The 26,448-nt window shown below is 51.4% G+C and carries 26 protein-coding genes; 16 read left to right on the top strand and 10 right to left on the bottom strand.

Annotated elements, in window-relative coordinates; translation table 11 throughout:
- The first annotated feature begins 175 nt into the window (after nt 1-175).
- Nucleotides 176-1,345, top strand: a complete 1,170-nt coding sequence (locus tag AC1VYI_RS04775) for a coiled-coil domain-containing protein (RefSeq protein ID WP_134867133.1) — start codon at nt 176-178, stop codon at nt 1,343-1,345.
- Here AC1VYI_RS04775 and AC1VYI_RS04770 read toward each other — a convergent pair whose 3' ends face one another.
- Entirely contained in the window at nt 1,346-2,110 is a 765-nt protein-coding gene (locus AC1VYI_RS04770) for a siderophore-interacting protein (RefSeq protein ID WP_134867132.1), read from the bottom strand. It lies immediately after the preceding gene.
- A 147-nt stretch (nt 2,111-2,257) separates the two neighbouring features.
- Here AC1VYI_RS04770 and AC1VYI_RS04765 point away from each other — a divergent pair, with 147 nt between their 5' ends.
- Nucleotides 2,258-2,752: a PadR family transcriptional regulator gene (locus AC1VYI_RS04765; RefSeq protein WP_029741394.1), complete on the top strand. Its 495-nt coding sequence runs from the start codon at nt 2,258-2,260 to the stop codon at nt 2,750-2,752.
- On the opposite strand, the gene AC1VYI_RS04760 is transcribed toward AC1VYI_RS04765, so the two are convergent.
- Together AC1VYI_RS04760 and AC1VYI_RS04755 are read right to left on the bottom strand one after the other, a co-directional pair.
- The gene (locus AC1VYI_RS04760; RefSeq protein ID WP_023309265.1) at nt 2,749-4,308 is read right to left on the bottom strand and encodes a methyl-accepting chemotaxis protein; all 1,560 of its coding nucleotides are present in this window, start codon (nt 4,306-4,308) and stop codon (nt 2,749-2,751) included. The two genes, AC1VYI_RS04765 and AC1VYI_RS04760, sit on opposite strands and share 4 nt — an antisense overlap.
- Nucleotides 4,309-4,643: 335 nt before the next feature.
- Nucleotides 4,644-6,164, bottom strand: coding sequence for a methyl-accepting chemotaxis protein (locus AC1VYI_RS04755; RefSeq protein ID WP_134867131.1), 1,521 nt, complete (start codon nt 6,162-6,164; stop codon nt 4,644-4,646).
- 435 nt (nt 6,165-6,599) lie between these two features.
- On the opposite strand from AC1VYI_RS04755, the gene ygjG reads away from it, so the two are divergent.
- From ygjG to pagP, 9 genes are all read left to right on the top strand, one after another.
- On the top strand, nt 6,600-7,976 hold the full coding sequence (ygjG, locus tag AC1VYI_RS04750) for a putrescine aminotransferase (protein ID WP_047743630.1): 1,377 nt from the start codon (nt 6,600-6,602) through the stop codon (nt 7,974-7,976).
- Nucleotides 7,977-8,236: 260 nt separating this feature from the next.
- Nucleotides 8,237-8,962 (top strand): winged helix-turn-helix domain-containing protein, encoded by a 726-nt coding sequence (locus AC1VYI_RS04745; protein WP_134867130.1) that lies wholly within the window; start codon nt 8,237-8,239, stop codon nt 8,960-8,962.
- Nucleotides 8,925-9,425, top strand: a complete 501-nt coding sequence (locus AC1VYI_RS04740; RefSeq protein WP_047743628.1) for a hypothetical protein — start codon at nt 8,925-8,927, stop codon at nt 9,423-9,425. The genes AC1VYI_RS04745 and AC1VYI_RS04740 overlap by 38 nt, the downstream gene beginning before the upstream one ends.
- 626 nt (nt 9,426-10,051) lie before the next feature.
- A complete protein-coding gene (locus tag AC1VYI_RS04735) occupies nt 10,052-10,729 on the top strand; it encodes a winged helix-turn-helix domain-containing protein (protein WP_063927802.1) in 678 nt (225 codons plus the stop codon).
- Nucleotides 10,730-10,850: 121 nt separating this feature from the next.
- The gene (locus AC1VYI_RS04730) at nt 10,851-12,290 is read left to right on the top strand and encodes a basic amino acid/polyamine antiporter (RefSeq protein ID WP_134867129.1); all 1,440 of its coding nucleotides are present in this window, start codon (nt 10,851-10,853) and stop codon (nt 12,288-12,290) included.
- Nucleotides 12,291-12,311: 21 nt separating this feature from the next.
- Nucleotides 12,312-13,571: an arginine deiminase gene (locus AC1VYI_RS04725; protein WP_023333513.1), complete on the top strand. Its 1,260-nt coding sequence runs from the start codon at nt 12,312-12,314 to the stop codon at nt 13,569-13,571.
- A gap of 12 nt (nt 13,572-13,583) precedes the next feature.
- Nucleotides 13,584-14,054: an outer membrane lipoprotein gene (locus tag AC1VYI_RS04720; protein ID WP_023333514.1), complete on the top strand. Its 471-nt coding sequence runs from the start codon at nt 13,584-13,586 to the stop codon at nt 14,052-14,054.
- A 145-nt stretch (nt 14,055-14,199) separates the two neighbouring features.
- Nucleotides 14,200-14,568, top strand: coding sequence for an SHOCT domain-containing protein (locus tag AC1VYI_RS04715; RefSeq protein WP_226484340.1), 369 nt, complete (start codon nt 14,200-14,202; stop codon nt 14,566-14,568).
- Nucleotides 14,569-14,735: 167 nt separating this feature from the next.
- Nucleotides 14,736-15,377 (top strand): lipid IV(A) palmitoyltransferase PagP, encoded by a 642-nt coding sequence (gene pagP / locus AC1VYI_RS04710; RefSeq protein WP_134867128.1) that lies wholly within the window; start codon nt 14,736-14,738, stop codon nt 15,375-15,377.
- A 98-nt stretch (nt 15,378-15,475) separates the two neighbouring features.
- Here the strand turns inward: pagP and AC1VYI_RS04705 are convergent, their stop codons facing one another.
- Entirely contained in the window at nt 15,476-16,021 is a 546-nt protein-coding gene (locus AC1VYI_RS04705; protein ID WP_047743626.1) for a YfaZ family outer membrane protein, read from the bottom strand.
- A gap of 74 nt (nt 16,022-16,095) precedes the next feature.
- Here AC1VYI_RS04705 and AC1VYI_RS04700 point away from each other — a divergent pair, with 74 nt between their 5' ends.
- From AC1VYI_RS04700 to AC1VYI_RS04680, 5 genes are all read left to right on the top strand, one after another.
- On the top strand, nt 16,096-16,527 hold the full coding sequence (locus tag AC1VYI_RS04700; protein ID WP_063927800.1) for a hypothetical protein: 432 nt from the start codon (nt 16,096-16,098) through the stop codon (nt 16,525-16,527).
- A 12-nt stretch (nt 16,528-16,539) separates the two neighbouring features.
- A complete protein-coding gene (locus AC1VYI_RS04695) occupies nt 16,540-16,833 on the top strand; it encodes a hypothetical protein (RefSeq protein WP_023333518.1) in 294 nt (97 codons plus the stop codon).
- 123 nt (nt 16,834-16,956) lie between these two features.
- Nucleotides 16,957-18,405: an alpha/beta hydrolase gene (locus AC1VYI_RS04690; RefSeq protein ID WP_134867127.1), complete on the top strand. Its 1,449-nt coding sequence runs from the start codon at nt 16,957-16,959 to the stop codon at nt 18,403-18,405.
- A gap of 309 nt (nt 18,406-18,714) precedes the next feature.
- Nucleotides 18,715-19,563 (top strand): dihydrodipicolinate synthase family protein, encoded by an 849-nt coding sequence (locus tag AC1VYI_RS04685; RefSeq protein WP_134867126.1) that lies wholly within the window; start codon nt 18,715-18,717, stop codon nt 19,561-19,563.
- A gap of 129 nt (nt 19,564-19,692) precedes the next feature.
- Entirely contained in the window at nt 19,693-20,664 is a 972-nt protein-coding gene (locus AC1VYI_RS04680) for a WaaS/CpsH family glycosyltransferase (RefSeq protein ID WP_134867125.1), read from the top strand.
- A gap of 42 nt (nt 20,665-20,706) precedes the next feature.
- On the opposite strand, the gene lsrG is transcribed toward AC1VYI_RS04680, so the two are convergent.
- From lsrG to lsrA, 6 genes are read right to left on the bottom strand one after another with little or no spacing between them, the layout of a single operon-like run.
- Nucleotides 20,707-21,000 carry a (4S)-4-hydroxy-5-phosphonooxypentane-2,3-dione isomerase gene (gene lsrG, locus AC1VYI_RS04675; protein ID WP_008503162.1) on the bottom strand — a complete coding sequence of 98 codons (294 nt, stop codon included), beginning with the start codon at nt 20,998-21,000 and terminating at the stop codon, nt 20,707-20,709.
- Nucleotides 20,997-21,884, bottom strand: coding sequence for a 3-hydroxy-5-phosphonooxypentane-2,4-dione thiolase (gene lsrF, locus AC1VYI_RS04670; protein ID WP_134867124.1), 888 nt, complete (start codon nt 21,882-21,884; stop codon nt 20,997-20,999). The genes lsrG and lsrF overlap by 4 nt, the downstream gene beginning before the upstream one ends.
- Nucleotides 21,885-21,895: 11 nt before the next feature.
- Nucleotides 21,896-22,897 carry an autoinducer 2 ABC transporter substrate-binding protein LsrB gene (gene lsrB / locus AC1VYI_RS04665; RefSeq protein ID WP_063409585.1) on the bottom strand — a complete coding sequence of 334 codons (1,002 nt, stop codon included), beginning with the start codon at nt 22,895-22,897 and terminating at the stop codon, nt 21,896-21,898.
- A 1-nt stretch (nt 22,898) separates the two neighbouring features.
- Nucleotides 22,899-23,876 (bottom strand): autoinducer 2 ABC transporter permease LsrD, encoded by a 978-nt coding sequence (gene lsrD / locus AC1VYI_RS04660; RefSeq protein WP_045353999.1) that lies wholly within the window; start codon nt 23,874-23,876, stop codon nt 22,899-22,901.
- Nucleotides 23,877-24,908, bottom strand: a complete 1,032-nt coding sequence (lsrC, locus tag AC1VYI_RS04655; RefSeq protein WP_134867123.1) for an autoinducer 2 ABC transporter permease LsrC — start codon at nt 24,906-24,908, stop codon at nt 23,877-23,879.
- Nucleotides 24,905-26,392: an autoinducer 2 ABC transporter ATP-binding protein LsrA gene (gene lsrA, locus AC1VYI_RS04650; protein WP_134867422.1), complete on the bottom strand. Its 1,488-nt coding sequence runs from the start codon at nt 26,390-26,392 to the stop codon at nt 24,905-24,907. Before lsrA ends, lsrC begins: the two co-directional genes overlap by 4 nt.
- Nucleotides 26,393-26,448 lie beyond the last annotated feature (56 nt).

The following is a 26,448-nucleotide window of genomic DNA, read 5'->3' as shown; positions in this document are numbered from 1 at the left end:
ACGGAGCTATCCTCACCCTCCACCTTACAGGCTCCTGCTCACTTCCCCACCTCACAAACTGCAAAACTAAAGAAATCCCCCATCGCGCCGATCATCATCCGTGTGTATTATTTCCTGTAGCTTTTACAACAACTAACCTTAACTCAAATACTTAAGCGCCAAAGCGAAAGGCATCATGAGCACACCGATCAAACGGCTAGAAATCATTAAAAATGCCATTGAACTGGAAGATGACGACATCATCCAGAGCCAGCTGACACGCCTGAAAAATGAAGCGTTTGACGATGAGCTACAGGCAATCGTCGTGGCGCTCGAGGAGAAGAACTACACCGCGGCCATGGCGGCCATTACCGCCAGGCTGCAGGGCCAGCGCGCCGTGACTCCGTGGCGCGACCCGCAGGTGGCGGCCAGCAAGCTGGAGCTGAAGGCGCTGGAAGAGCGTCTGCGCGATCTGATTGACCGCCGCAACGCGCGGGTGCAGCAGCTTGATGAGTTCAACGATCTCTATTTCTCACGCCTCGGGCCGCTGATGCAGCAGATCCTCGCCCTGCGTAAAACGCTGGCGGAGCTGAACCTGCGTCGTCAGCAGGCGGAAGCGCGTCGTCGCGAGGAGGATTACCGTCGCTGCCAGCACTATATGGCGCAGGCGGTAGAGGTGCTGGCGACGCTCACCCAGCGCTGGCGCGATCTCCCGGCCGATTCCGTACAGGCCGCTGAGGCGCGTAAGCATCTGGAACAGCAAAGCAATCTGATTGCCAACCTGCTGGCCGAAGCGATGGAGCTGGAGAGCGGCTTAACGCGCGAAGAGGAGCCTGCGCGTCAGGCTCGCGACGAGGCCAACGAAGAGTACGAGAAGTATCGCGAACAGCATCACGATGCCGAAGTGCGGCTACGCAAAGGTAAGCATCTTTCGCAAGAGGACCAGAACGAACTCAAGCGTCTCTGGCGACAGGCGAGCAAGCTCTGCCACCCGGATCTGGTGGCGGACGATCTGAAAGAAGAAGCCAACAACATGATGGTGCAGCTTAACCAGGCGAAGCAGCGCGGCGATGTGAAAGCCATTCGCTCGCTGGTGGCCCGCCTGCAACAGGGCTTCGAGCCATTGATGGCCAGCGACAGGCTGAACGATCTGGAACGTATCCGCAAAAAAATGGCGCAGGTCCGCGAGCAGATCGACACCTTAGTGAACGAGCTGGCGGAGCTGGAGAAAGAGGAGTCCTGGCTGCTGGTCTCCTCGCTGAGCAATATGGAAGCGTATTTTGCTCAGCAGGAGAAAGCGCTGCACGAGGTCCGCGCCTCGCTCGAACATCAGGTGAGCGAAGCGCAGCTGGATTCGGCAGCCTGATTATTTGGCGTGCCAGTATGCGCTGGCACGCACCAGCTGAGGGTCAATGGCGTCGGCTTCAAACTGACGGCTCAGGCTTTTCACCACCTTCCCTTCCCCGGTCAGCCAGATGAAGTAGTCTTCCCCCGGAACGGTCAGCGCCGTCAGATGGTCTGCGACCGCCTGCTCGCTATGGCCCACCACCCAGGTGATATTGAACCCGCTCAGGTGCGCCAGATAGTCTTTATACGATTCATCCCCAACCGTCACGACCGCCTGCACATCCGGGCGAACCGGCAGTTCAGCAATGCTTTCTAAACGTCGACGCAGCGCGGGCATGCCGGATTCATCGCACACGTACAGCTGCCAGGCGTAATCCTCCGGCACCACCAGCGAACCGCGCGGGCCGCCGATAGTCAGCCTGTCGCCCGCTTTCGCCTCGACCGCCCAGCCGCTGGCAATGCCGCCGTCATGAATGAAGAAATCGAGAATCAGCTCATGATTTGCCTCATCGTAGAGCGGCGTATAGTCGCGCGCCTGCGGACGCACACCGTCACCCCAGTCGATGCCTTCATCGGTGACCACCGGCGGCGTAAACGTCGTCCCGGGTGCCGGGAAAAAGACTTTGGTATGGTCGTCGAAACCGCGGGAGCTAAAGCCCTCCAGCGCCTCGCCGCCGAGCACAATGCGCTGGAAACCCGCGCTGACGCGCTCAACGCGGAGCACCGTCAGTTCGCGAAAACGCAGGTCATTACGAACACGCTGTGGATAACGGGTAGATGCCATTTTTAGACCCTTTTCTGGTGAATACGATATATCTAAATCAATTTTCAAATGATAATGATTACTAATAAGGAAAAATGCAAGATCTTTTAGATTGCATCTGAATATATCTTAGATATAGTTTAGATATATCAAATTGAGAGAGCTACTATGCGACACGAACACGACAGCGGCGGGCGCCGACCGCGCTTTTTCGGCCATGGCGATTTGCGGCTGGTGATTCTGGATATTCTGACCCGCAGCGCGAGCCACGGCTACGAGCTGATCAAAGAGATCGAGAATCTGACCCAGGGGAATTACACCCCGAGCCCAGGCGTGATCTACCCGACCCTGGATTATCTTCAGGATCAGACCTTTATCACCATTACGGAAGAAGAGAACGGTCGTAAGACGATTACGATTACCGCTGAAGGACAACGCTGGCTGGACGAAAACCGGGAGCAGCTGGAACAGATCCAGGTGCGTATCAAAGCGCGTTCCGTCGGTTTTCAGCTGCGCAAAAACCCGCAGATGAAGCGGGCGCTGGATAACTTCAAAGCGGTGTTAGACCTGAAGGTGAATCAGGGAGAACTCAGCGACGCGCAGCTCAAGCAGATTATCGGCGTTATTGACCGCGCGGCGCTTGAGATCTCCCAGCTGGATTAAGCCGGAGCGTGCTCGCTCACGCGGAAGACGCGCACCAACTCCTTCAGGTGCATCGCCTGTTCGTTAAGCGATGCTGCCGCCGCGACGGACTCCTCCACCAGCGCGGAGTTCTGCTGGGTGGTGGCATCAATCAGGCCAATCGCGCTGTTAATCTGCGAGATACCTTCCGTCTGCTCGTGGCTGGCCTGGCGGATTTCGCGCAGGATCACGTCCATCTCTTCCACGTTGCCGACCATCCCATTAATCAACGCACTCGCTTTTTCAACCAGGTTCATCCCGTCCTGGGTCTGGCTGGTAGAGCTCTCAATCAGCTCGCGGATTTCGCTGGCAGATGACGCACTCTTCTGGGCAAGCTGGCGAACTTCACCCGCCACCACCGCAAAGCCGCGGCCGTGCTCGCCGGCGCGCGCCGCTTCCACCGCCGCGTTCAGCGCCAGAATGTTGGTCTGGAACGCAATGGCGTCGATCAGGTCGATAATGTCGGACATCCGGTTCGACGTCTCGTTAATCAGGCGCATTTTGCTGGTCACCTGCTTCATCATCTCGCCGTTGTTTTTAACCACCGTGGCGGCATCGGCCGAAAGGTTGGTCGCTTCCCCGGTATGCGAGGCGGTATTTTTCACCGTCGCGGTGATCTGCTCCATCGAGGCGGCGGTCTGTTCTACAGAACTTGCCTGCTCTTCCGTGCGCGCGGCCAGATCCTGGTTCCCGGCGACAATCTGCGCGGCTGCGCTGGAGATATTCTCCGAGCCGGTTTGCACCTGCTGCACGATGTCCAGCAGTCGCGTTTTCATCTCCATCAGCGCATGCAGCAGCAGACCCGTTTCGTCTTTGCCGTGTGGCGTGATGCTGCCCGTGAGATCGCCCTCAGAAATGGCTTTTGCAAAATGTACCGCCTCGCCGAGCGGACGAGTGATAGCGCGCACGATAAACCAGCCAATCAGGCTGCCTGCCGCAATGCTAAAGAGCGTGAGCAGGATCAGCAGCAGTCGGTTAGACCTGAAATCCCCTTCCACCTGCGCACCGGCACTTTGCATCTCGCTGTTTTGAATGGTAATCAGCTCCTTCACCTTCGCTTTATAAGCCTGCTGCACGGCGAGGGTGGTGGTCATCATCTCCTGAATAGCGCCCGCACGATTGTTGTTCTGCACCGCCTGCAAAATGCGGTAGCGCGAGTCCAGATACTGCTGGCGCACGCTGCGGATCTCCGCCAGCACCTGCTGAGACTTTTGATCCTGCAGCGCGTTGTTCAGCTCGCCCAGGATCACCGTGATGTGCTCGCTGATCTCTTTCAGGCGCTGCTGAGATTGCCCCGTATAGGTGCCCTGCTCGTCCAGCAGCATCAGCTGTTGAGTGCTAATAAATTCCTGGAAGTTATCGATTAACTGGTTCGCTTTTACCGTGGTCGGATAATCGCTGGTAATAATCGATTGCATCCCGTTATTAGCCCGGTTCAGGCTTATCAGAGACAGGCTCGCGCTGAGCGCCATCAGGACAATAAAGAACCCAAACGCCAGAAATAATTTCGTGCCGATCTTTACGTCATGTAAGAACATATTTTCTCCATCGATGTGATTATTTCTCAGACGATCGCTGTTATCGGTAACGATTTCGCTAACTTTATGAGTTTGATCGTTTTTTATTTCATAACCGTCGCAATGGATAGGTAGAGGCTATTAATATTGCTCCATCGATCGTTACCAGACCACCGGAGGGGTATTTTTCAAAATAGCGTTCTGGATAACTGACTTAGGCAGGGATAAATAACTGAGGCACTTTCTTTAGTTATTTAATATTAAATTAACAATAAAATACATTAATAGTCACAACCAGAAAATAAAAAGCCGTTTATTCCTTACGAAATAAACGGCTTTTTTAGAACATTACTGACTCAATGAAGCACAGTTACCGCATCCTTAAGGCGTCCGGCGCGGTGCTTCACCATCGCAGAAATGTGGGCGCTCTCTTCGACCAGGTCGGCGTTTTTCTGCGTGATGCTGTCGAGTTCAGCCACCGCGCGGGTCAACTCTGACAGTCCAGTTGCCTGCTCGGAGGTCGCGTGGCTGATCTGGGCAATAAGCTGCGTCACGTTTTTCACCTGCTCTACAATATCATCCATCGTGCGGCCTGCGGCGTGAACCTGCTCAGAGCCGGACTGCACCTTGCTGGCGCTGGCATCAATGAGTTTACGAATATCATTGGCGGCACTGGCGCTGCGGCTGGCGAGATGGCGCACTTCGCCCGCGACCACGGCAAAACCTTTTCCCTGCTCTCCTGCCCTTGCCGCTTCAACCGCCGCGTTCAGCGCAAGAATATTGGTCTGGAAAGCGATATCGTTAATCAGGGAGGTAATCGAGCCAATTCGCTGCGTGCTGTCGGCAATGTCATCCATGGTTTTGACCACGGTCTGCATCGCGTTGCCCCCTTTCGTCGCCGCGCTGCTCGCGGCTACGGAGAGTTTATCCACCTCGGCGGCGGTTTCAGAGTTACTCTGAACGGAAGCGGCCATCTGGTTCATTGTCGCGACGGTCTGCTGCACGTTCGCCACGGTCTGACGCGTGCGATCGTTCAGGTCTTCATTTCCCTGCGCCAGCCTGTCGCTGCCGTCACGGACGCTCACCACCTGGCTCGACACGTCATTGATTAACCAGCGGCACATCAGGCCCAGCTGCCCGACCGCGCGCAGCGTCAGCCCCAGCTCGTCGCTGCGTTTCAGATGCTGCACGCTGTTGCGCTCACCGGTTGCGACCTTCAGGGCCTGTCGCGCCACATTCTCTACAGGGCGGACAATCTGCTGCTCAAACAGCAGTGTCCCCAGCAGCATGACCAGAGCGGCTGCGGCGAGCGGCATCCACCCGGCGGAGGTCGCGATCAGCGTGGCGGCGAGAACGGCAAAAAGCGCCGCCATCACGCTGCGCACGCGCCAGCGCAGCGGCATAGCCGGCAGTTTGCCCAGCCAGCCTTTTCCAACCACCAGCCCTTTATGAATACGTTTCTTACAGCTTCCGTCGTTCAGCGCCCGGTAGAGCGGCTCCACGGCGGCAATCTCTTCCGCTGTGGCTTTGGTGCGAATGGACATATAGCCTGTCACCAGCCCCTGGCGCACCATCGGCACCGCATTCGCACGCACCCAGTAGTGGTCACCGTTTTTGCGCCGGTTTTTGACAATTCCGCTCCACGGCTCGCCCTGCTGCAGCGTGTACCACATATCGGCAAACGCGGCTTTTGGCATATCGGGGTGGCGCACCATATTGTGCGGCTGGCCCGTCAGCTCATCGAGCTGGTAGCCGCTCACCTGCACAAAGGTGTCGTTGGCGTGTGTGATGTAGCTGTGGACGTCTGTGGTAGACATTAAGGTGGTGTCATCGTCCAGAGGATATTCATTCTGGGTGACATAGGTTGGAGAGGACATCGTGGGCATCCCTTGCAGGTTATTTGAATGTTAATTTTGTGGGTCAATGTTTTTTCGGCGGTAAACAATTTATCTTTAGTTGTTAAACTTGATGAAGATCGCAGATTTGACTTAAACCATACTTTTTGTGCGATTTTATAATTCATTGATTTCAAATACTTTCGCAAAGAAATTACCTGTAAAGCATGACCAGTTAATGCCCACTTAAGTTGCAGCGAATGCACTTCTTTAGTGCAGATGCGGTTTTCCGCCCTCATTTATCCTTTCTGTCCTGTACCGCTAAATCCCGTTTCGGTTGCTCCGGCATGATTAAATATTGTGCAACATTATTTTAACCTGGCGTTTATCCCGATTTTCGTTAAGTCATCTGAAGTGGCGTAATCCCTGCAATACTTAAACCAGTATCATGTGATACGCGATCCCCGGGAGCACATTTTGAACAGGTTACCTTCCAGCGCCTCGGCTCTTGCCTGTACCGCGCACGCACTGAATCTCATTGAGAAGCGAACGCTCGATCATGAGGAGATGAAACAACTTAACCGAGAGGTCATCGATTACTTTAAAGAGCACGTCAATCCAGGTTTTCTGGAGTATCGCAAATCTGTTACCGCCGGCGGGGATTACGGAGCCGTAGAGTGGCAAGCGGGGAGTCTTAACACGCTTGTCGACACCCAGGGACAGGAGTTTATCGATTGCCTGGGTGGTTTTGGTATCTTCAACGTGGGGCACCGTAATCCAGTTGTGGTTTCCGCCGTACAGAATCAACTTGCGAAACAACCTCTCCATAGCCAGGAACTGCTCGACCCGCTTCGCGCCATGCTCGCGAAAACGCTGGCGGCCTTAACGCCCGGCAAACTGAAGTACAGCTTCTTTAGCAACAGCGGCACGGAATCGGTCGAAGCGGCGATTAAACTCGCCAAAGCGTACCAGTCACCGCGCGGGAAATTCACCTTTATCGCCACCAGCGGCGCGTTCCACGGTAAATCTCTGGGCGCACTGTCTGCTACCGCCAAATCCACCTTCCGCAAACCGTTTATGCCGCTGCTGCCGGGCTTCCGCCACGTGCCGTTTGGCGACATCAACGCCATGCGCACCGTGCTGAGCGAATGCCGTAAAACCGGCGATGACGTGGCCGCGGTGATCCTGGAGCCGATTCAGGGTGAAGGCGGCGTAATCCTCCCTCCGCAGGGCTATCTGCCCGCCGTGCGTCAGCTGTGCGATGAGTTTGGCGCGCTGCTGATCCTCGACGAAGTCCAGACCGGGATGGGGCGCACTGGCAAAATGTTTGCCTGCGAGCACGAAAACGTTCAGCCGGACATCCTGTGCCTGGCGAAGGCGCTCGGCGGCGGCGTGATGCCGATTGGAGCGACGGTTGCGACTGAAGAGGTCTTCTCGGTGCTGTTCGACAACCCGTTCCTCCATACCACCACCTTTGGCGGTAACCCGCTGGCCTGTGCGGCCGCGCTGGCGACCATCAACGTACTGCTGGAGCAAAACCTGCCCGCCCAGGCGGAGCAGAAAGGCGACATGCTGCTGGACGGCTTCCGTCAGCTAGGCCGGGAGTATCCGGACCTGGTGCAGGACGCGCGTGGCAAAGGGATGCTGATGGCGATTGAGTTTGTCGATAACGAAACCGGCTATAGCTTCGCGAGCGAGATGTTCCGCCAGCGGGTGCTGGTCGCCGGAACGCTCAACAACTCGAAAACCATCCGCATTGAACCGCCGCTGACGCTGACGATTGAACAGTGCGAGCAGGTGCTGAAAGCGGCGCGTAAAGCGCTGGCAGCGCTGAGAATAAGTGTGGATGCGTAATGAATATTTCCCCTCTGCCCGAGGGGAAATATTTTTCCTGAATCGACAGTCTGCTTATTCTGCTATCTAAATTCCTGTCAACGCGTAATAATGCGTGAAAAAATGCAACCTTCAGGCTACATTGTAAAAATAAACCTCTGATGTTTAACATCAGCGTTTACATCCATAAAAATCAATCTTTCCAGACAAAAATCATAATGTTGCATAAGATTAGCGCTCAAATTATAATGCTTATATTCATCTATGAGGGCGTTTAGGCGATGGAGTACCTACTTGACGGTATTGTGCATTATAATAATGACTTACGCACTTTAACCGATAATAAACATACAGTTGAGCTATCACTGGCCACTTCACGATTATTAAATGCACTCATTGATGCAAATAACAGGCAAATAAGTCGTACTGAACTACTTGAAAAAGTGTGGGAAGAGCATGGACTGGTTGCATCAGATAATAATTTAAACCGAAACATATCGCTATTGCGGAAAGCATTTCTTGAATTTTCACTTGAAGACAAAATCGAAACAATACCGAAGCAAGGTTTTGTACTTCACTGTAAATGCACTCCTGTTAATCCTATCAGCAGCAATACTCGCGAAAAACTAAAGAATATATACTCTTCGAACAAAAGTTTTCACATCAGCACAATAATTTTAACATTCCTGATCCTGTCTACATTCGGTACATTTTATTTAAACCACGCAAACAATAGCAATTTGCATAAATATAAATCCGTGGGATTATGCGATGTTTTTAGTGATGTAAATGTAATAAAACAAGAAAATATCGACGCATTTTTTAACACAACGCTAGGTCAGAAAATCGCCTTACAGTGCACCAAAAAAACCAGCATAATATATTTTGATGACAACAGAGCCCCTTTAAAAAGCATGGTATACTCCACTCACATTGCCGTATGCGGCAAAGTAAATACAGGGAAAGGTCATGAATGCGAAAACTACGTCAATATTAACAATAATTAATATTGTCCTTAGTCTGCTGTTACTCCCATTGCTTGTGGTGGGCATACACAAGCTTGTTGGCATTTATAGCTACTTACCTATGAACTGTATGTCAACCGTACATATCAACCGTGCAGATGAGAAAAATGCCCGGGAAGGCATAAACGGCAATATCAAAATAGTTTTTCATATTACAAATGAAGGTCTCGTAACGGTGAGTGAGTACGGCACCTTGAATTATCTTGGTAAAGAGTACCTTGTCGATCGCACTGGGAATATGATGATGGACAAAGATGTTCAAAACGGCTTCCATAAAGTTACAAAAGGTAAATTTGTTTCCAATCTTCAGCATAATGCGCCTTCTGAGTTGACTGAAAAACTCACCTCAAGCCAACCTGTTTTGCATTACAAGATAGATAAGCTTGACACCGAAACCTGGCGAATAAGCGATTTACAGCGTTCTATATTTATTTGCCGAAAATGAGTCAGCTGCGTAAGTACATAGCACGTTATAATAATATTACAAATGCATTATCGATGTACTAATTGTTAAAGCAAGAGCGCTTTCTACGTTTACTCTTTAACAAAAGACAAACTATAGAGCAAACAAATAAACCATATATTAATCTATACAGGAGCACCCACTTACAGAATTAAAGAATAAAAACCTTATTAAACCTGACTAAATGTGATTTAATTCTACTTCATCTGCTTTTCACACCATCTCCCCTGCACTTCTTTTATTTTGGCATTTATTATTTTGTATTTACTGCTCACCTCTTAAAAGAATTGCCTCGATTTTTTTAGAAAGTACTATTTAGCGAACGTTAGATGATGATGCTTATACCTGATAAGCAGAGAAATCTATTTCATTAAACATCAGTAACCGCAATAAATGACGCAACTAAAACGAGGGGTGAAACATGGTTATTTATCTATTATACGCATTATGTATCGCTCTGATTGCAGAGGCGGTGTTAATAACCTTTATAGATAAAGATCTTTTTGAATTCATAATAAACGCATCAGATCTATCAAAGGCCTATAAGCGTCTTTACTCGGTAATTATGTAACAAGGTTATCATATTGCATATGAGATAAGAGGAAGATATGCGTGTTCTAATATTAGATCCTAACATTGTACATCAGCATTTTTTGAAAACACAAATTGAGGAAGCAGGCATATTAACTGATGTGTCTTCAAGCATTCAGGAAGTGGAGCTATTTATGTTTTCAAATAAAGCTGAATTGCTAATTATGTCATGCGAGACTCTTTCAACGACCGAGTTACAGGCGATTCGTAAGTGGCGACGCGAAGGACGTAATATCCGCATTATGATCCTAAACAGCAGTAACGATATTGAACACAAAGTGAAAGCGCTTGAAAGCGGAGCGGATGATTATGTAGTAAGAACATGTCATATTGAAGAAATTATCATTAGAATTTGGGTTTTGGTACGCAGAAATTACCTTACCCCTTCCAAACGTATTTCTGCTGGTAATTTAGAACTCGACTTGAACAGTAAAATACTTTTCATTAATAAAGAAAAAATTAGGCTAACTGGTTTTGAATTCGAGATTATGAAACTTTTGATGAAGAACAAAGGTCAGGCCTTGAGCAAACGTAAAATAATGAAACATCTGTATCACGACTGGATTGGGAAAGAAAACAATACTGTCGAGGTTCTTATTGGTCGCTTAAGAAAGAAGCTTGCACCTTATAACAGCGGACAAATCCGACATCAGCGAGAAGAAGGTTATTACTACGATCTAAATGGCGCCATCTGAATAGGTGTCAGACACTGTACTGTCTTTTATGACATAAACGTTAGCTTCATTTAGGAACGGTATATTAACAGCCTCTAAGCTTTCATTTCATCAATTACAGCTTCATTTTTAAGAAAACTTTATGAGCAAAACTGCGAACAATACGCTATCGCTTTGGTCTTTAACGACCCTTGTTGTTGGAGCAATGATCGGGGCGGGTATATTTTCATTACCTGCGACATTCGGACGCGCAACCGGTGGGCTGGGCGCAATGATTGCCTGGGTGATAGCTGGCGGCGGTATGCTGATGCTGGCATTCGTATTTCAGAACCTTGCGGAAAGGAAACCTGAACTCAATGCTGGCGTTTTCAGCTATGCCAAGGCCGGTTTTGGCGAATATCCCGGCTTCATTTCCGCCCTGGGCTTTTGGGCTGGTACATGTATCGGTAACGTATCCTATTTTATTTTAATTAAATCCACATTAGGCGCCTTTTTCCCTTCATTTGGTGAAGGGAACACCTGGCTCGCGATCGCCGTATCATCGATTGTTTTATGGTCATTCCATCTCCTTGTTTTACGGGGCATTAAAGAAGCTGCTTTCATTAATACCCTGGCGACGTGTGCCAAAATTATCCCTATTTTTGTGTTTATCGCCATCCTGATAATGGCGTTCAAAAAAGATATGTTTATGCTTAATTTCTGGGGCGGAGCCGCCGGAGAGCCTCCTCTCCTCAGATCGATCTTTTCCCAGGTCAGAAGCACTATGCTGGTGACTGTATTTGTATTCCTTGGGATCGAAGGCGCAAGTATTTACTCACGTTATGCGACTAACAGAAAAGACGTCGGCCTGGCCACCGTATTCGGTTTCATCGGGGTTCTGTGCTTATTGATGTTAGTCACCATGCTTTCTTATGGCGTTATGCCTCAAGCCGAACTGGGAGCTTTACGGCAACCCTCTATGGCCGGCGTCCTCGAAAGCATAGTGGGTCGCTGGGGTGTGATTTTCATCAGCGTGGGGTTAATTATCTCTGTACTCGGGGCATATCTTTCCTGGTCATTACTCGCCGCAGAGGTAATTTATTCTGCAGCATTAAAAAAGAGTATGCCTTCGGTGTTTGCCCGTGAGAACCGTTGGTTTGTTCCTTCTTCAGCCGTATGGTTGACCAATATTGCCATACAGCTTTTTTTAATCATCACTTTTTTCAGCGATTATGCATTCCAGTTAGCGCTTGAACTTACCAGCGCAATGACGCTGATCCCCTACCTCCTGGTTGCAGCTTATAGCCTGAAACTGGTGATTACACGTGAAACATATGAGCATTCTTCTAAAGGATATTATAAAGATCTGGTGATCTCGTTAATTGCCACCCTCTATGCATCCTTGATGATTTATGCCGGAGGATTAACTTATGTTCTGCTCTCCGCTGTCATTTATGCTCCCGGCACGCTTCTTTATTACATAGCCAAGCGTGAGCAAGGCAAAAAAATATTCTCTGGAACTGAGAAAACATTATTTACCGTCATCGCACTGGCTGCTGTGGCCTGTATTTATGGAATTGTAACTGGAAGTATTACCATTTAATTAATCCCTTAAGGAGTCTATATGCAAGAGGTACCATTCGGTGTTCACTCTGAGGTCGGCCAATTACGCAAAGTAATGGTGTGCGCCCCTGGGTTAGCGCATAGCCGTCTTACACCAGGCAATTGCGACAGACTTTTATTTGATGATGTCATGTGGGTAGAACGTGCCCGGCACGATCACCTCGACTTTATTAATAAAATGCGTGGATGTGGTGTTGAAGTTGTAGAAATGCATGATCTGCTCGCAGAAACGCTGGCTAACCGCCAGGCCCGAAACTGGCTTACAGAACAGCAGATCACTGCCGATGAAATCCCATTAGGTTTACTTAATGAAACACGTTCGTTCCTGGATTCGTTGTCAGCAAATCATCTGGCAGAGTTTATGATTGGTGGGCTTTCAACAAATGATTTGCTCAATAGACGGAGGGGAGATAAAGAAGAGCTTGAACTCGTCGGAAGAGCGACAGGGCTTCGTGAATATTTACTTCCGCCGTTACCCAATACGCTTTATACGCGAGATACAACCAGCTGGATTTACAACGGGGTTACGCTTAATCCACTTTACTGGCAGGCGCGTCGTGAAGAAACGTTACTGACTACCGCTATTTATAAGTTCCATCCTGATTTCACCCGTCAGACGATTAATACATGGTGGGGGGATCCGACACGTTATCACGGTTCAGCCACCCTCGAGGGCGGTGATGTTATGCCTATCGGCAATAAGGCCGTTTTAATTGGCATGAGCGAACGTACGTCATATCAGGCGATTGCACAGCTCGCATCAGCCCTGTTTTCAAACCCGCTTAGCGATGTCGAGCGCGTAATCATTGCAGCGATGCCTAAACTCCGAGCGGCGATGCATCTGGATACGGTATTCACATTTTGTGACCGGGATTTAGTGACGCTCTATCCAGCCATTGTTGATCAAATCGAAGTCTTTGCACTGATAAAAGACGATTCCCCCGGCGGGATGCGTCTGGAGCATTATTCAGAACCGTTAACTGACGTGGTTGCCGGAGCACTTAATTTAGGAAAACTTAGGGTTGTTGAAACTGAAGGTAATGTTTACGACACCGAACGTCAGCAATGGGATAGCGGTAATAATGTGGTCGCCATGTCTCCCGGAGTCGTTATCGCCTATGACCGTAATACGAAAACAAACGATCGATTGCGTAAAGAAGGCGTTGAGGTCATCGAAATCGTTGGTAGTGAATTAGGCCGTGGACGCGGCGGCGGCCACTGTATGACTTGTCCATTAATTCGTGATGCTGTTGATTATTAATAAGGAATAAAGATGTTTAAACGCTGTGTTTTTATTTTCGTCGGATTGTTTACATTGGTTGGCTGTGCGGAAAAGCCCGTAGGTTCTGCCAATCATGCGAGTGCTGCGCTTTCCGGTCAGGTTATGGCGCTTTCACATGGCACAATAACAGGAGTCAGAAATATTACCATCCAAAGCGACACTGGAAACAGCGCTGCCGGTACGGTCGGGGGGGCTTTGATTGGCGGTGCTGCTGGTAATGCTATTGGCGGCGGAAGCGGCCGTCTGTTAGCGACAGCGGGTGGTACCGTTGCGGGTGCGATGGCAGGACAGTCAATACAACGTGGAATGGCGCGAAATAATGCTGTGGAACTCTTTATTCGTCCTGATAATGGTCCAGAATTCGTCACAGTACAGCCAGCCCGTGAAGGAGAATTTGTCGTCGGGCAACGTGTGAATATCACCTCCCATCGCGGTCAGGTAACTATTTCTCCAGCTCGCTAAATCACTTTATCAGACCTGCCACAACAGGATTAATGTACTTTAACTCAGCATGAATATATTTTGCGGCAGGTTTTTTTAGGTTTTTATCAAAATCTTATCAATCTTTTTTACCTCATGACCATGTATAATTTTTAAAGGGCACATCATGACCACTCATTTATTGCAATTCTGGAATATGGCAGCAACTGTTTTTTCATTATTCTTTTTCGTTGCTTATTTGTTTGTTATTTTCCAGATAGTTACTGATTTATTTCGTGATAATACATTGAATGGCTTTTTTAAGTCATTATGGATAATACTTTTGCTTTTCATTCCCCTAATCACCTCAATTTTTTATCTCATTCTGAGAGGAAAAGGAATGGCAAAAAGACAACGTGCTTACCGACTGGATACCAATGCTGCAACTCTATGTAAATCACCAGCGGAGCAAATATGGGATGCGAAAAAAATGCTGGAGCAAGGAGTTATTAATCAAGAGGAATTCGAAACCCTTAAGAAAAAAGCCATTAATTAAATTGAACTGGCTAAGGGGAGTAAAAATCTGCCTTAGTCAGTTGTATTTAGTCAATTAACCATCTCTAAAGCAGCTAGCACCTATTTCAAAGCTTTATTAAATAGCTCAGCTTAACCATCATTTAAACAATTAGTTTTTACTTAACCATATCAACTGGAGCGTTCGCGATGAAAAGCGCCTCACCCTGGAAACATTATAAGGAAAAAATCTATTTTATTGGCGGGATTTATCATTTATTTTTGATAACTTGCTCAGTTGTACTATGGTGTGGGCTGCTTTTTTTTGCCTCGCGAGCGTATAGCCAGACTCATTTAAATGATAATGCAGCGAACTGGAGAGGCAAAATCGTTTCCGACATCACGCTAACGTGGACAGATTATGACAGTCACGATATCTATCTTCCTTATATTAGCTGGCATAACCGTTTCATGTACGATAAAGAAAAAACAGACCGCTATAACGAAATGCCCTGGGGCGCTGGGGTTGGTATTTCTCGTCACCATAGCGAGGGCAACTGGAGTGCAATCTATGGGATGGTATTTAAAGACCCACATAATGAATGGCAACCGGTGACAGGTTATGCATGGGAGAAGGGATGGTATCCAGACCAACAAAAAGAGTTCAGGTTTGGGTTAGGGGTTACCGCCGGGATAACGGCGCGTAAAGATATGGGTAACTATATCCCTTTGCCTATGGTATTCCCGCTTTTTTCGGTAAGTTATAAAAAAGTGAATTTTCAGTTCACCTATATTCCAGGCACGTATAATAATGGAAATGTACTTTTCGGATGGTTACGCTATAACCTGTAAATGCGTACTCACAGGTGCTAATTGAGAGGGATTAACGTTTTTGAAGGTGGAAAAATGCAATAACTCACCGCGAGCCTATCGCTCGCGGTGAGTCTATTTTAGAATTTAAGTGAGGCCCCCAGGTAAGCGCCATCAAGCAAAGTGTGATTCGGTGTGCTGGATTTACCATGGACGCTAATATGACGGTAACCCGCTTTGAGTTTCACCGAATCTTGTACCTGCCAGGCCAATCCTGCATCAACCTCAACATAATTTTCTACGGCATTGTTCAGGCCGCGCGGCGCCGTGTAACCTTCACCGTATGCATAAAGCTCATTGCTAAAATGCAGACGTAAACCGCCGCCAATAGGTGCCGCAAACCCGTTATCGCCTTTTTTAGGCGCCAGATAGATGGCTTTGGCGCCAGCGTAAAGATCGGCTTTCCCCAAAGATACCTGATAGCCCAGGCCAACACCGCCTGAATTACGGCCATCATTATAGTTATTCGCCCAGTTCGCAGTATAAAAAATGCCGGTCTGCTCTGGCGCTATCAGTGCATTTAACTCCGTATGCTGTGTACCTAACTGGGCACCAATTTCAGCAGCATTAGCGCTGACAGAAAGAGTTGAAAGAATTGCCACTACCGTAAGTGTTTTTTTAAACATCAGTTATCACCTAATCTACATTAAAAAATGGAAGTCAGAGCCTTTCTCAGGGGCCTACTGGTGACTTACTTTAGATGAAGAAGTTATATGAAGTTCAAACAAAGAAGAGATACCAATCTGCTGGGTTGCAATTCATCAATAACCTTTTGGTCTTGGGTGTACTCTATAAAAATGAAGTACGTTTAGAATCCATCTATCTTCCCAGAATAGAATGCGTCCTTATTTTCAATGAAACCAGAGAGGGAAGCATGTTTCCGGCAGAGAATATCCAACGCCAAAAAAAGCCAAGCTTTATCCGATATCTTTTTCTGTTCAATCTGTTATTACTGCCACTATTCATGGTTGTGGCACGCACATTGTGGGGACAAGATTTATTTTCAGTTTCGCCAACTGGAGTCTTATTCTGGCCCGGGGCCGTCACACACGTTTTGCTGCTGGGTGGGGTTTGGTTGTTTTTAGATGTCCTGTTTATGATTTGGTTTTATATTAGCAACAAAAAAAGCTGAGAGGAGGAAATCATGCTACTATTTATCTCATGGCTTTTTGCATTAATTGGCAGTGAATTACTTTTGTTGCAGATAAATTCTGCGAGCATTATCATACCAGTTTTATATTTATCTATGGGAGTAATGTACTTATATCAAAAAAACAAAATAAGAAATATGGTATGGCTAGATGAAAACTTAAAAAAAAGACGCACACTCAATTTAAAAGTGTTATTTTTAGCCGCACTTCTTATTATGTTATCAATAGTCGCCCATATCAATTTCGCCATTAACTCATTACTGATTGTACAATGGATAAAAGCATAAATGATGCAACGCCAAACACTGTAATATGCATCCAAAGTTAACCATGCTGTCTCTTAAAAAATGACGGCAGGTATCTGGTTTAGTTATAACCATATTGCATACTATCCATAGCTTAGAGAAATCATGCGCAAGAAAACTTTAATTCTAATAAAGCGTTTTATATTTATTTTGGTTGGCGTCATGATTTGCGTAATGATAGGCCTGTTTTATTGGCTTCAGCGTAGCGGTGAACTCCAGCCATGGCATACGTATGTCCCGAATGAATTGCGTGAAAAAGATATCGATCGAGCCGACTGGGATGATTATATCAATGCCGAAAACACCCTCTTTATGGAGGTCCATAAGCATGTCGTCATGAAGCAAGCCGATCATGATACAACGAGTTTAAATCGTTATAACTCGTTAAGCCCGGTGTATCCAGATAATCTTCCCACGGACTGGAATCGATCCTACATCATGCAGACAAAGACGGAACCGAGAGGTGCAGTCGTGTTATTGCACGGGCTAACGGACTCCCCATACAGTTTGCAGCATATTGCCCGGCTGTATCAACAAGCAGGATTTGTCGCAATCGGGATCCGTTTACCTGCCCATGGCACCGTACCAGGGGCTTTAACGGATGTTAAATGGCAGGACTGGCTGGCTGCAACACGCCTTGCCGTGCGCGAGGCGACGAAAATGACAAATGCCGGTACGCCTCTGCATATTGTTGGCTTTTCAAATGGTGGGGCACTGGCCATGAAATATGCCCTCGACGCCCTTGACGACAGTAGTTTGAGGAAGCCACAACAAATAGTCCTTATTTCCCCCATGATAGGGGTAAGTCGCTTTGCTCGCTTTTCGGGAATGGCCGAATGGACGGCCTTTCTCCCGGCCTTTTCTCGTGCGGCATGGTTAGGTCTGGTCCCCGAATTTAATCCTTTTAAATATAATTCTTTTCCCGTGAATGGCGCACGACAGGCTTATCTACTTACCGAGTCATTAAAACGCGAGCTTAACCGGCGCAATTCAAGTTCGCGCTGGAAAGAATTTCCTCACGTACTAACGTTTCAATCCGTTCTGGATTCCACGGTCAGCACCAGAGCAGTATTGGATGTTCTTCATCAAAACCTACCGGATAACGGTAGCGAACTGGTTTTATTTGATATTAATCGCGCGGTCAATTTTCGTGCACTCTTTCGTCACTCTTCCGATCGTGCGCTATCGCATTTGCTGGCAACGCCAGAGCGTACCTTTACGACGACTATTGTCAAAAACGCCTCTTCAGAGAGCATGAAGATGGTGGCTTCGACACACTTAGCACACACAACAACAGCAGACGTTCAGCCACTTAACCTGCTGTATCCGCGAGATGTTTTTTCTTTATCACATGTTGCACTCCCTTTTCCTGTACATGATTCCTTATATGGAAGTGAACCGTATGAACCGAATCGCTATGGGCTCAGCCTTGGAATTTTAAGAGTCAGAGGCGAGCGTGCCGTTTTGCTCGCGGATATGGACTCCTTAATGCGTATCACGTCAAATCCCTTCTTTCCCTACCTGATGGATAGGATCGCGGGCGTAATAAAGTAAAAAGCGGAGCCCAGGCTGTGTTTTTGTAGGCCCGGACGCTACACGCCACCGGGCGGTTGTTACCGGTGAAACTCTGCCATCGTCTCATCGACCGTCAGGGTTGATAAGCCCTCGTTCACATGCAATAACTTGATTGTCCCATTCCCGTGTCCTGGCGAAGTGAACGGCTCCCCTGAATCCGGTGGTGGATATTTCCGCGCGGTGAGTCTTCGCTACATCATTCTGGTTGGCGGTGAAATCTCTTTGCTTATTCTGGCTCGCTGGCCGACGGCAGTGAGCCGTTTAATACTTTCAAAGAAGGACAACACGATGTTTCACGGGTTAAGCGCGTTTCCGTTAACGCCCCTGAAAGAGGGGACGTTTGACGAGCACGCCTTCATCAATCTTCTGCGCCCCGTGGTCGACGCTGGCGTGGATTCACTGGGCATTTTGGGCTCAACGGGAAGTTACGCCTATCTGACCGTTGAAAAGCGCGGTCGGATCGCACGCTGCGCGGTGGCGCATGCTGATGACATTCCGGTCATCGTCAGCATAGGCGCATTGCGGCTGGACGATATTCTGCGTCTGGCTGACGACGCGCAATCGGCAGGAGTCTCCGGCGTACTGCTGGCACCCGTGTCGTACCAGCGATTAACGGAAGACGAAGTGTTTCATCTCTATGAGACGGTGACCCGCCAGATCTCCGTACCGCTGTGCATTTACGATAATCCCGCCACGACTGGTTTTTCGTTTAGCGATGAACTGTTATTTGCCGCCGCGGCCCTGCCGAATATAGGGTCCATAAAGCTTGGCCGCGTGCCGGAGGACCTGGCGCAGGTACGCGCTCGTCTTCCGGATACCGTCACGCTGGGCATCGCCGGTGACTGGCGAGCGGCCTCCGCCCTGCAGGCCGGGTTTGACGTCTGGTACTCGGTGGTCGGCGGGTTGTTTCCGCAAACAGCGCTGGCGATTGCCCGTTCGAAAGAGTCGGCACAATCCGAGCGGCTGGAGCCGCTTTGGGCGCTGTTCCGCCATTATGGTAGTTTGCGGGTGGTAGCGGCAGCGGCAGAAATGCTGGGGAAAGTGGAAACGCCCGCGCTACCCTTCCCCCTTCAGGCTATTCAGGGTGAGCCGCGCAAAGCGCTTGCTGCGATAATTGCGGATCTGGTGCTGGCCTGAACAACGCCGGGTGGCGCTAGCGCTTACCCGGCCTACAAAAGCAATACAACCTCAGCATACCGGCATAATGATTCTCCCTTTGGAATAGGATATCATTTGGAAAAAATCGACCATCAACCTTGAGGGACCATGCGCTACTATTTTCTGGAATGGGTAAATGATTTTGAAATTATGATGCTTAATTCTCTGGCGAAGGATTATCCCGTCATGAAAATTAATCGTATTATGCGGCGCTATAAATCAGTTAATGCCCTTATGCCCGGTACGCTGTTAAAAAAATGGCATAAACGTTTTCATTGTGCAGTTAAATTATCAGCGATAAAACCAGATGATATTGTAATTTGTAACGGCTATAGCGTTTTCCCCTTCCTGGATTATATTGCCAGCATGCAGTGCAAAAAAGTTTTAATCCTGCGCGATTCGGTTGTGGCCTTAACACGCAAGCGCCGCCTCCTGGGTCAACTCAAAGAAGACGAAGACTATATCGAAACGGTTCGCCCGGTATTTGACGTAATATTTAGTTTTGACTCAGCTGACTGCCAACGCTATAGCCTGGCAATGATTGAGCAATTTTTACCGTTCAGCCTGCATGAAATTCAACGGTTACAAAAAGAGAGCAAGATCGAGAATAAGCGCTGTTTTTTTGTTGGAGGCTATGAACCGATTCGTGCAGAAATCCTAAAAATACTTACGCCTGAACTTGAGAATAGCGGTTATAAACCCGATTTTTATCTGTTGGATAAATACAATAATCATGATAGCTATCCGGACAACTGTCAAAATAAAAGGCTTAGCTACATCGAAAACATTGAGAAGGTGAAGCACGCCTCTGCTTTACTGGAAATCAATAAACCAGAGCAACGAGGATTAACGCTACGTGCTTTGGAAGCACTTATTTTCAATAAAAAATTAATTACCACAAACGCGTCGATTCGAAGCATGGATCTTTACGACCCTGCACGAATCTTTATTTATAACGTGGATGATCTTGAAGGTCTTCAGGACTTTTTGCAAAGCCCTCTCCCCCATGTGGATGAAAAGCTACTGAGTAAATACAGTGCTGATAATTTGATAATGACACTGCAGAAGGTTAATTTCTGACAACGTGTTTACCCGACAGACAGGCTCTGTCGGGTAACTCCGCTACTCCGGCAACAGCCCCACAAAACTGCGTTTCTTGCGCGGCTCCGACATCAGCTCCTCAAGCTTATCCACGCACGCCAGATAGTGCGGGGTTTGCTTGTGCGCCAGCACCGCCTCTTCGTCTTTATAGGCTTCGTAGATAAAGAACCGGGTCTTCACCCTCGGGTCCTGCAATACGTCAAAGCGCAGGTTTCCCGGCTCCTGGATTGCCCCCTCGTGGTTGGCGCGAAACACCTCCAGAAATTCGTCCACCCGCTCGGGCTTGATGTTGATCTCAACCAGCGTCACGTTCATTTTGCTTCTCCCTGTTTCTCTTCCTGCCAGAACTGGAACGCATCGCGGGCGTTCCAGTTCTCGTGAACCACTTTTTTCACCGCCTTCAGCATGGCGAGCGGCGCGCTGGACTGGAAGATATTGCGCCCCATGTCCACGCCGGACGCGCCCTGGTCGATCGCCCGCCAGCACATCTCCAGCGCCTCGTGCTCCGGCAGCTTTTTGCCCCCGGCGATCACAATCGGCACCGGGCAGCTGGCGGTCACTTTTTCAAAGCCCTCGTCCACGTAGTAGGTTTTGACGAACTGCGCCCCCATTTCGGCGGCGATGCGGCTGGCCAGCGAGAAATAGCGCGCGTCCCGCGCCATCTCTTTACCGACGCCCGTCACCGCCAGCGTCGGCATGCCGTAGCGCGCGCCCGCATCGACAAGCTTGATGATGTTGTTGATCGACTGATGCTCAAACTCGCTGCCGATATACACCTGCGCCGCCACCGCGCAGACGTTCAGGCGCAGCGCGTCCTCCATCGCCACCGCCACGCACTCGTTGGAGAGTTCGCCAAGAATCGAGTTACCGCCGGAGGCGCGCAGCACCACCGGTTTGTTCGTCGCGGCAGGCACCTGGCTCCTGAGGATGCCGCGGGTACACATCAGCACGTCGGTTTCACCGAACAGCGGCGCGATGGAGAGATCGATACGCTCAAGGCCGGTGGTCGGCCCCTGAAAATAGCCGTGGTCAAAGGCCAGCATCACCGTGCGGTTGCTTTGCGGGTTAAAGATGCGCGCCAGCCGGGACTTCATGCCCCAGTCCAGCGAGCCGCAGCCCTTCAGGGTGTAAGGCACATTCTTCTGCGGCGTGCCGATGCCAAAATCCTTGCCGTCTTTGATATCGTCTAAATCAGCCATTTGCTCCCCCGTCAGAAATCGTATTTGCTGATGTTCTCTTTGGTGAACACCACCCGCTCCGGCAGCAGCACGATGCCGTTGCCCTTCGCCTCATACTGGTAGCCCTGCACGCTGTTCGGTTCGACCTTCAGCGCGCCGATATTTTTTACGTCCACGCTGTCGCCGACGTTAAGATCGCCTTTTTTCAGCAGGCGATCGGCGACATTGACCGCAATTTTGCCCTGTTGCACCACGTCCCACAGGCCAAAGGCTTTCACCGTGCCGCGCTCAACGTAGGGTCGCATCACGTTCGGCGTGCTAAACCCGACAATCGCCACCCCTTCCCGCTTCAGGTTTTCCGCCGCCTGCGCCGCCGCCGGCAGCGCGTTGGCGTCCGGGGCGATGATCGCATCCAGATCCGGATACGCTTTTAAGATCCCTTCGGCAGTCTGCAGGGATTTGGTGGCGTCGTTATAGCCAAACTGGGTCGTCACGATCTGCCACTGCGGATGATCTTTCTCGATTTTGGCCTTCGCCTCTTTCACCCACTGGTTCTGATCGGTGACGGTCGGGCTTGAGTAGAAGAACGCCACTTTAGCGTTCGGTTTGGTGACCTGCTTGCCCGCCATCTCAACCAGCAGGCCGCCCAGCTGTTCCGGCGTCCCCTGGTTGATGTAGATGCTGCGGCACTCCGGTTTGGTGTCCGAATCCCAGGTCAGAACCTTGACGCCGCGCTGCATCGCGCGCTTCAGCGCCGGACACAACCCATCCGGCGACACGGCGGAGACGATGATGGCGTTATAGCCCTGGTTGACGAAGTTATTGATGAGCTGCACCTGGCCGGAGACGCTCGGCTCGGTCGGGCCGTCGTAGGTCACGTCCACGCCGAGATCTTTCCCCGCCTCTTTCGCGCCGTTGCCGCCGCTAGTGAAGAACCCCACGCCCACCAGCTTCGGGATAAAGGCAATGCGGTCCGCCGCCTGCGCCGAGGCGAAGCTGAGGGCCATTGCCAGGACTATCAGTTTTGTTTTCATCTTACGCTCCGGATAGTTTTCTAAAGAGAGAACGCACCCACTCGCGGTGCAGACTCAGCGAACGTCCCATCACCACCACAACCAGCAGCGCCCCTGACAGTGCGCTCGACACCTGGTTAGGGATGCCGACCATCTGTAAACCCTGCTGCAGGTAGCCCACCAGCAGCGCAGCCAGCGCCGTACCGACAACCGAACCTGACCCGCCGTAGATATTGGCCCCGCCCAGCACGGCGGCGGTGAGCGCAGGCATCAGCAAATCACGCCCCAGATCCGAACGCGCGGAGCCGAAATAGGAGACCATCACCAGCGCGGCAATCGCCGAGGCCACGCCCACCAGGCCGTACAGCGCGTAGGGCATGCCGTTCACCGACAGCGCCGCATAGCGCGCCGCGCGCGGGTTTTGCCCGATCAAAAACAGGTGACGGCCAAAGCGCCCGCGGTGGGTAATCAGCCAGAAGAAAACGGTAATCACCGCGAACAGCACCAGCGGGATCGGCAGACCCAGCACCGTGAGGTTAGCGAACGCCGTGAAGCTGTCCGGGAAGCCGCCGATGCCCTCATAGCCCGTCGCGCCCGCCATGCCGGAGAGCAGCAGCGCGCCGCCGCCGTAGAGGTAGAGCGTGCCGAGGGTGATCACCAGCGGGCTGATGCCGGTGTAGTGAATCAGCGCGGCATTAAGTAATCCGCACAGCAGGCCGAGCAGCAGCGTCAGCGGAACGGCGACCGCCATCGGCCACCCCGCCTGCATCATCACGCCCAGCGCGATGGCGCACAGGCCGATGGTAGAGCCGAGGGAGATGTCGATCCCGCCGCTGACGATCACCAGCGTGAGCGGCAGCGCCACAATGCCGATGCAGATGAAGTCGCTGGTGCTGAACAGCAGCATGTTGATGTCGAGCATGCGCGGGTTGATGGCGCCAAAGAGCAGGATCTCCAGCACCAGCAAAATCAGCAGCGCGCTTTCCCAGTTAAGCCTCATTTACGCCACCTCTTTTTTGCGTTTGGGAAACGGGGTGACGTGCTTTCCCCCTTTGTTACCCGGCTGGAAGCGGCCGTACTTCAGCACCCGCTGATGGCGTGCCAGCGCCTGGCGCAGGCGCCCGTCGAGCACCAAAACGCCCAGCAGCACCAACCCGGCGATAAAGTCGTTCCACCACGCCGGGAGCCTGAACAGCACCAGCACGGTGTCGATTTGGGTCAGGAAGAAGGCGCCGAGCAGCGCGCCAACCAGCGTGCCCGTGCCGCCCAGCAGCGAAATCCCCCCGAGCACGCAGGCGGCGATGGCCTTCATCTCCAGCCCGCTGCCGGTCTGGTTGGGCACAAAGCCAATCTGCGCGGCAAAAACGATCCCGGCGCAGGCCGCCAGCATGCCGTTCAGGGTAAAGGCGATCATGCGGGTGCGGTTCACCGCAACGCCCAGCTGGCGCGCGGCGGCGAGGTTATCCCCCACCGCGTAGAAATCACGCCCGAACGCGGTGCGCGACAGCGTCCATGCGCCCACGACGGCGATAATCAACACCAGCATGCCGAGCGGCGAAATGCCGATGGCGGCAGGCTCAGAGAGGGATTTCAGCCCGGGCGGCAGCCCTTCAATCCACTTTCCGCCGGTCCAGAGCAGCATCGCGCCGCGGTACAGCCCCAGCGTGCCGAGGGTGGCGACAATCGCCGGGATGCGCAGCCCCACCACCAGGAACCCGTTGAACGCCCCGGCCAACGCGCCAATAGACATCGCGAAGAGAATGGAAACGGGCAGGCTGTAGCCGCTATTAAGCGCCACGCCAACGGCGATGGCGGACAGCCCGACGATGGAGCCGACGGACACGTCGATATTGCGGGTCAGCATTACCAGCGCCGCGCCGATGGCCAGCAGGATCAGGATCTGCGAGCTGGCGAAGATCATCCCCAGCGTCTGCAGGCTGAAGTAGGACGGGTTCAGCGCCACCAGCACGGCGAACAGCGCCAGAATGGCGAGAAACGCGCTCAGCTCGCGGTTTTTGAGTAAGGTCTTCATGATTGCCCTCCAAACGCCAGCGCCATCATCCTGTCGAGGCTGACGGCGTGGCGCGGCAGCTCGCCGCTGAGCACGCCCTGATGCATCACCAGCACCCGGTCCGCAAGGCCCGGAAACTCGTCAAGATCGCTTGAGATCATCAGCACCGCCACGTTCTGCGCCGCCACGCTTTTTATCAGCTGGTAGATGTCGGCGCGCGCCGAGACGTCCACCCCGCGCGTCGGTTCATCGACGATCAGCAGTAAAGGGTTGGCCTCCAGGCAGCGCGCCAGCAGCACCTTCTGCTGGTTGCCGCCGGAGAGCGTGCGCACGGTTTGATCCGCATGGTTGAGCTTGATCCCCAGCGCCCGGTGATAGCGCTCCACCACCGCAGACTCCCGCTTGCGCTGCTGCCAGAGCGACGGCTCGTTCAGCGCCACCGTGTTCCAGCGGATCGGCGCGTCGAGGAACAGGCCGGACACCTGCCTGTCTTCCGGCAGGTAAACCAGCCCTTTTTCCAGGCGTGAACTTACCGGATCGCCGGTGATCTCCTGGTTTTCCAGCCAGACGCGCCCACCGCGTACCGGCCGCAGGCCGTAGAGCGTTTCCGCAAACTCGGTGCGCCCGGATCCCACCAGCCCGGCCAGGCCGACGATCTCGCCGGCGTAGATCTCAAGGCTCAGATCGATAAACCCTTCCCCGGTGAGATCGTCAACGCGCAGCACCGGGAAATCCTGCGGCTGGGTGCGGCGGTTGCCCGGCAGCGCCAGCCACAGCTTTTGCGTATCGCTCAGAGATTTCTCCCGGCTTACCGGCGTCATGGCGGCGATCAGGGCGCTGTCGTCAAACTCCGCGGTTTCACCGCTCAGCACCATCGCGCCGTCGCGCATCACCGAGACGTGGCTTGCCAGCTGACGAATCTCCGGCAGCTTGTGCGAGATAAAGACAATCCCGACGCCGAGCGCCTGCAGGGCGCGGATCTGGCGGAACAGCCGCTCGGTTTCGCCGGGCGTGAGGGAGGCCGTGGGTTCGTCGAGGATCAGGATCCTGGCGTTGCGCATCAGCCCGCGCAGGATCTCCACCATCTGCTGATCCGCCACTTCCAGGGTGCTGGCAGCGGCGTCGAGGTTAAGCTGGCACTGTAGCTGCTGGAGCTTCTCCGCCAGCCGCTTTTCCAGATCGCGTTCGCGCGGCAGGCGGAACAGGATGTTTTCCCGCACCGTCAGGTTGGGGAACAGCAGCGGCTCCTGCGGCACCAGATAAATGCCTAACCTGTGCGCCTGAGCGGGCGTGAGCCGCGCATATGACTGCCCCTCGACAGAAAGTTCACCGCTGTCCGGCGTTTCCACCCCGGCGATGATCTTCATCAGCGTCGATTTTCCCGCGCCGTTTCCGCCCATCAGGGCGTGAACCTGGCCCGCAAGCAGCGTGAAATCAATGCCTTTCAAGACCGGCACGCCTGAGAACTGCTTGCTGATATTCCGCGCGTCGAGAAGTGGTGTCATCATCGCTCCGCTATTGAACAAATGATTTTTAGATTTAATAATGTTCAAAAGCGTAG

The sequence above is a fragment of the Enterobacter sp. QK-SA4 genome (genome assembly GCF_056856775.1).
Note: the sequence above shows the minus strand (reverse complement) of the source record. Positions and strands in the feature narration are given on the sequence as shown.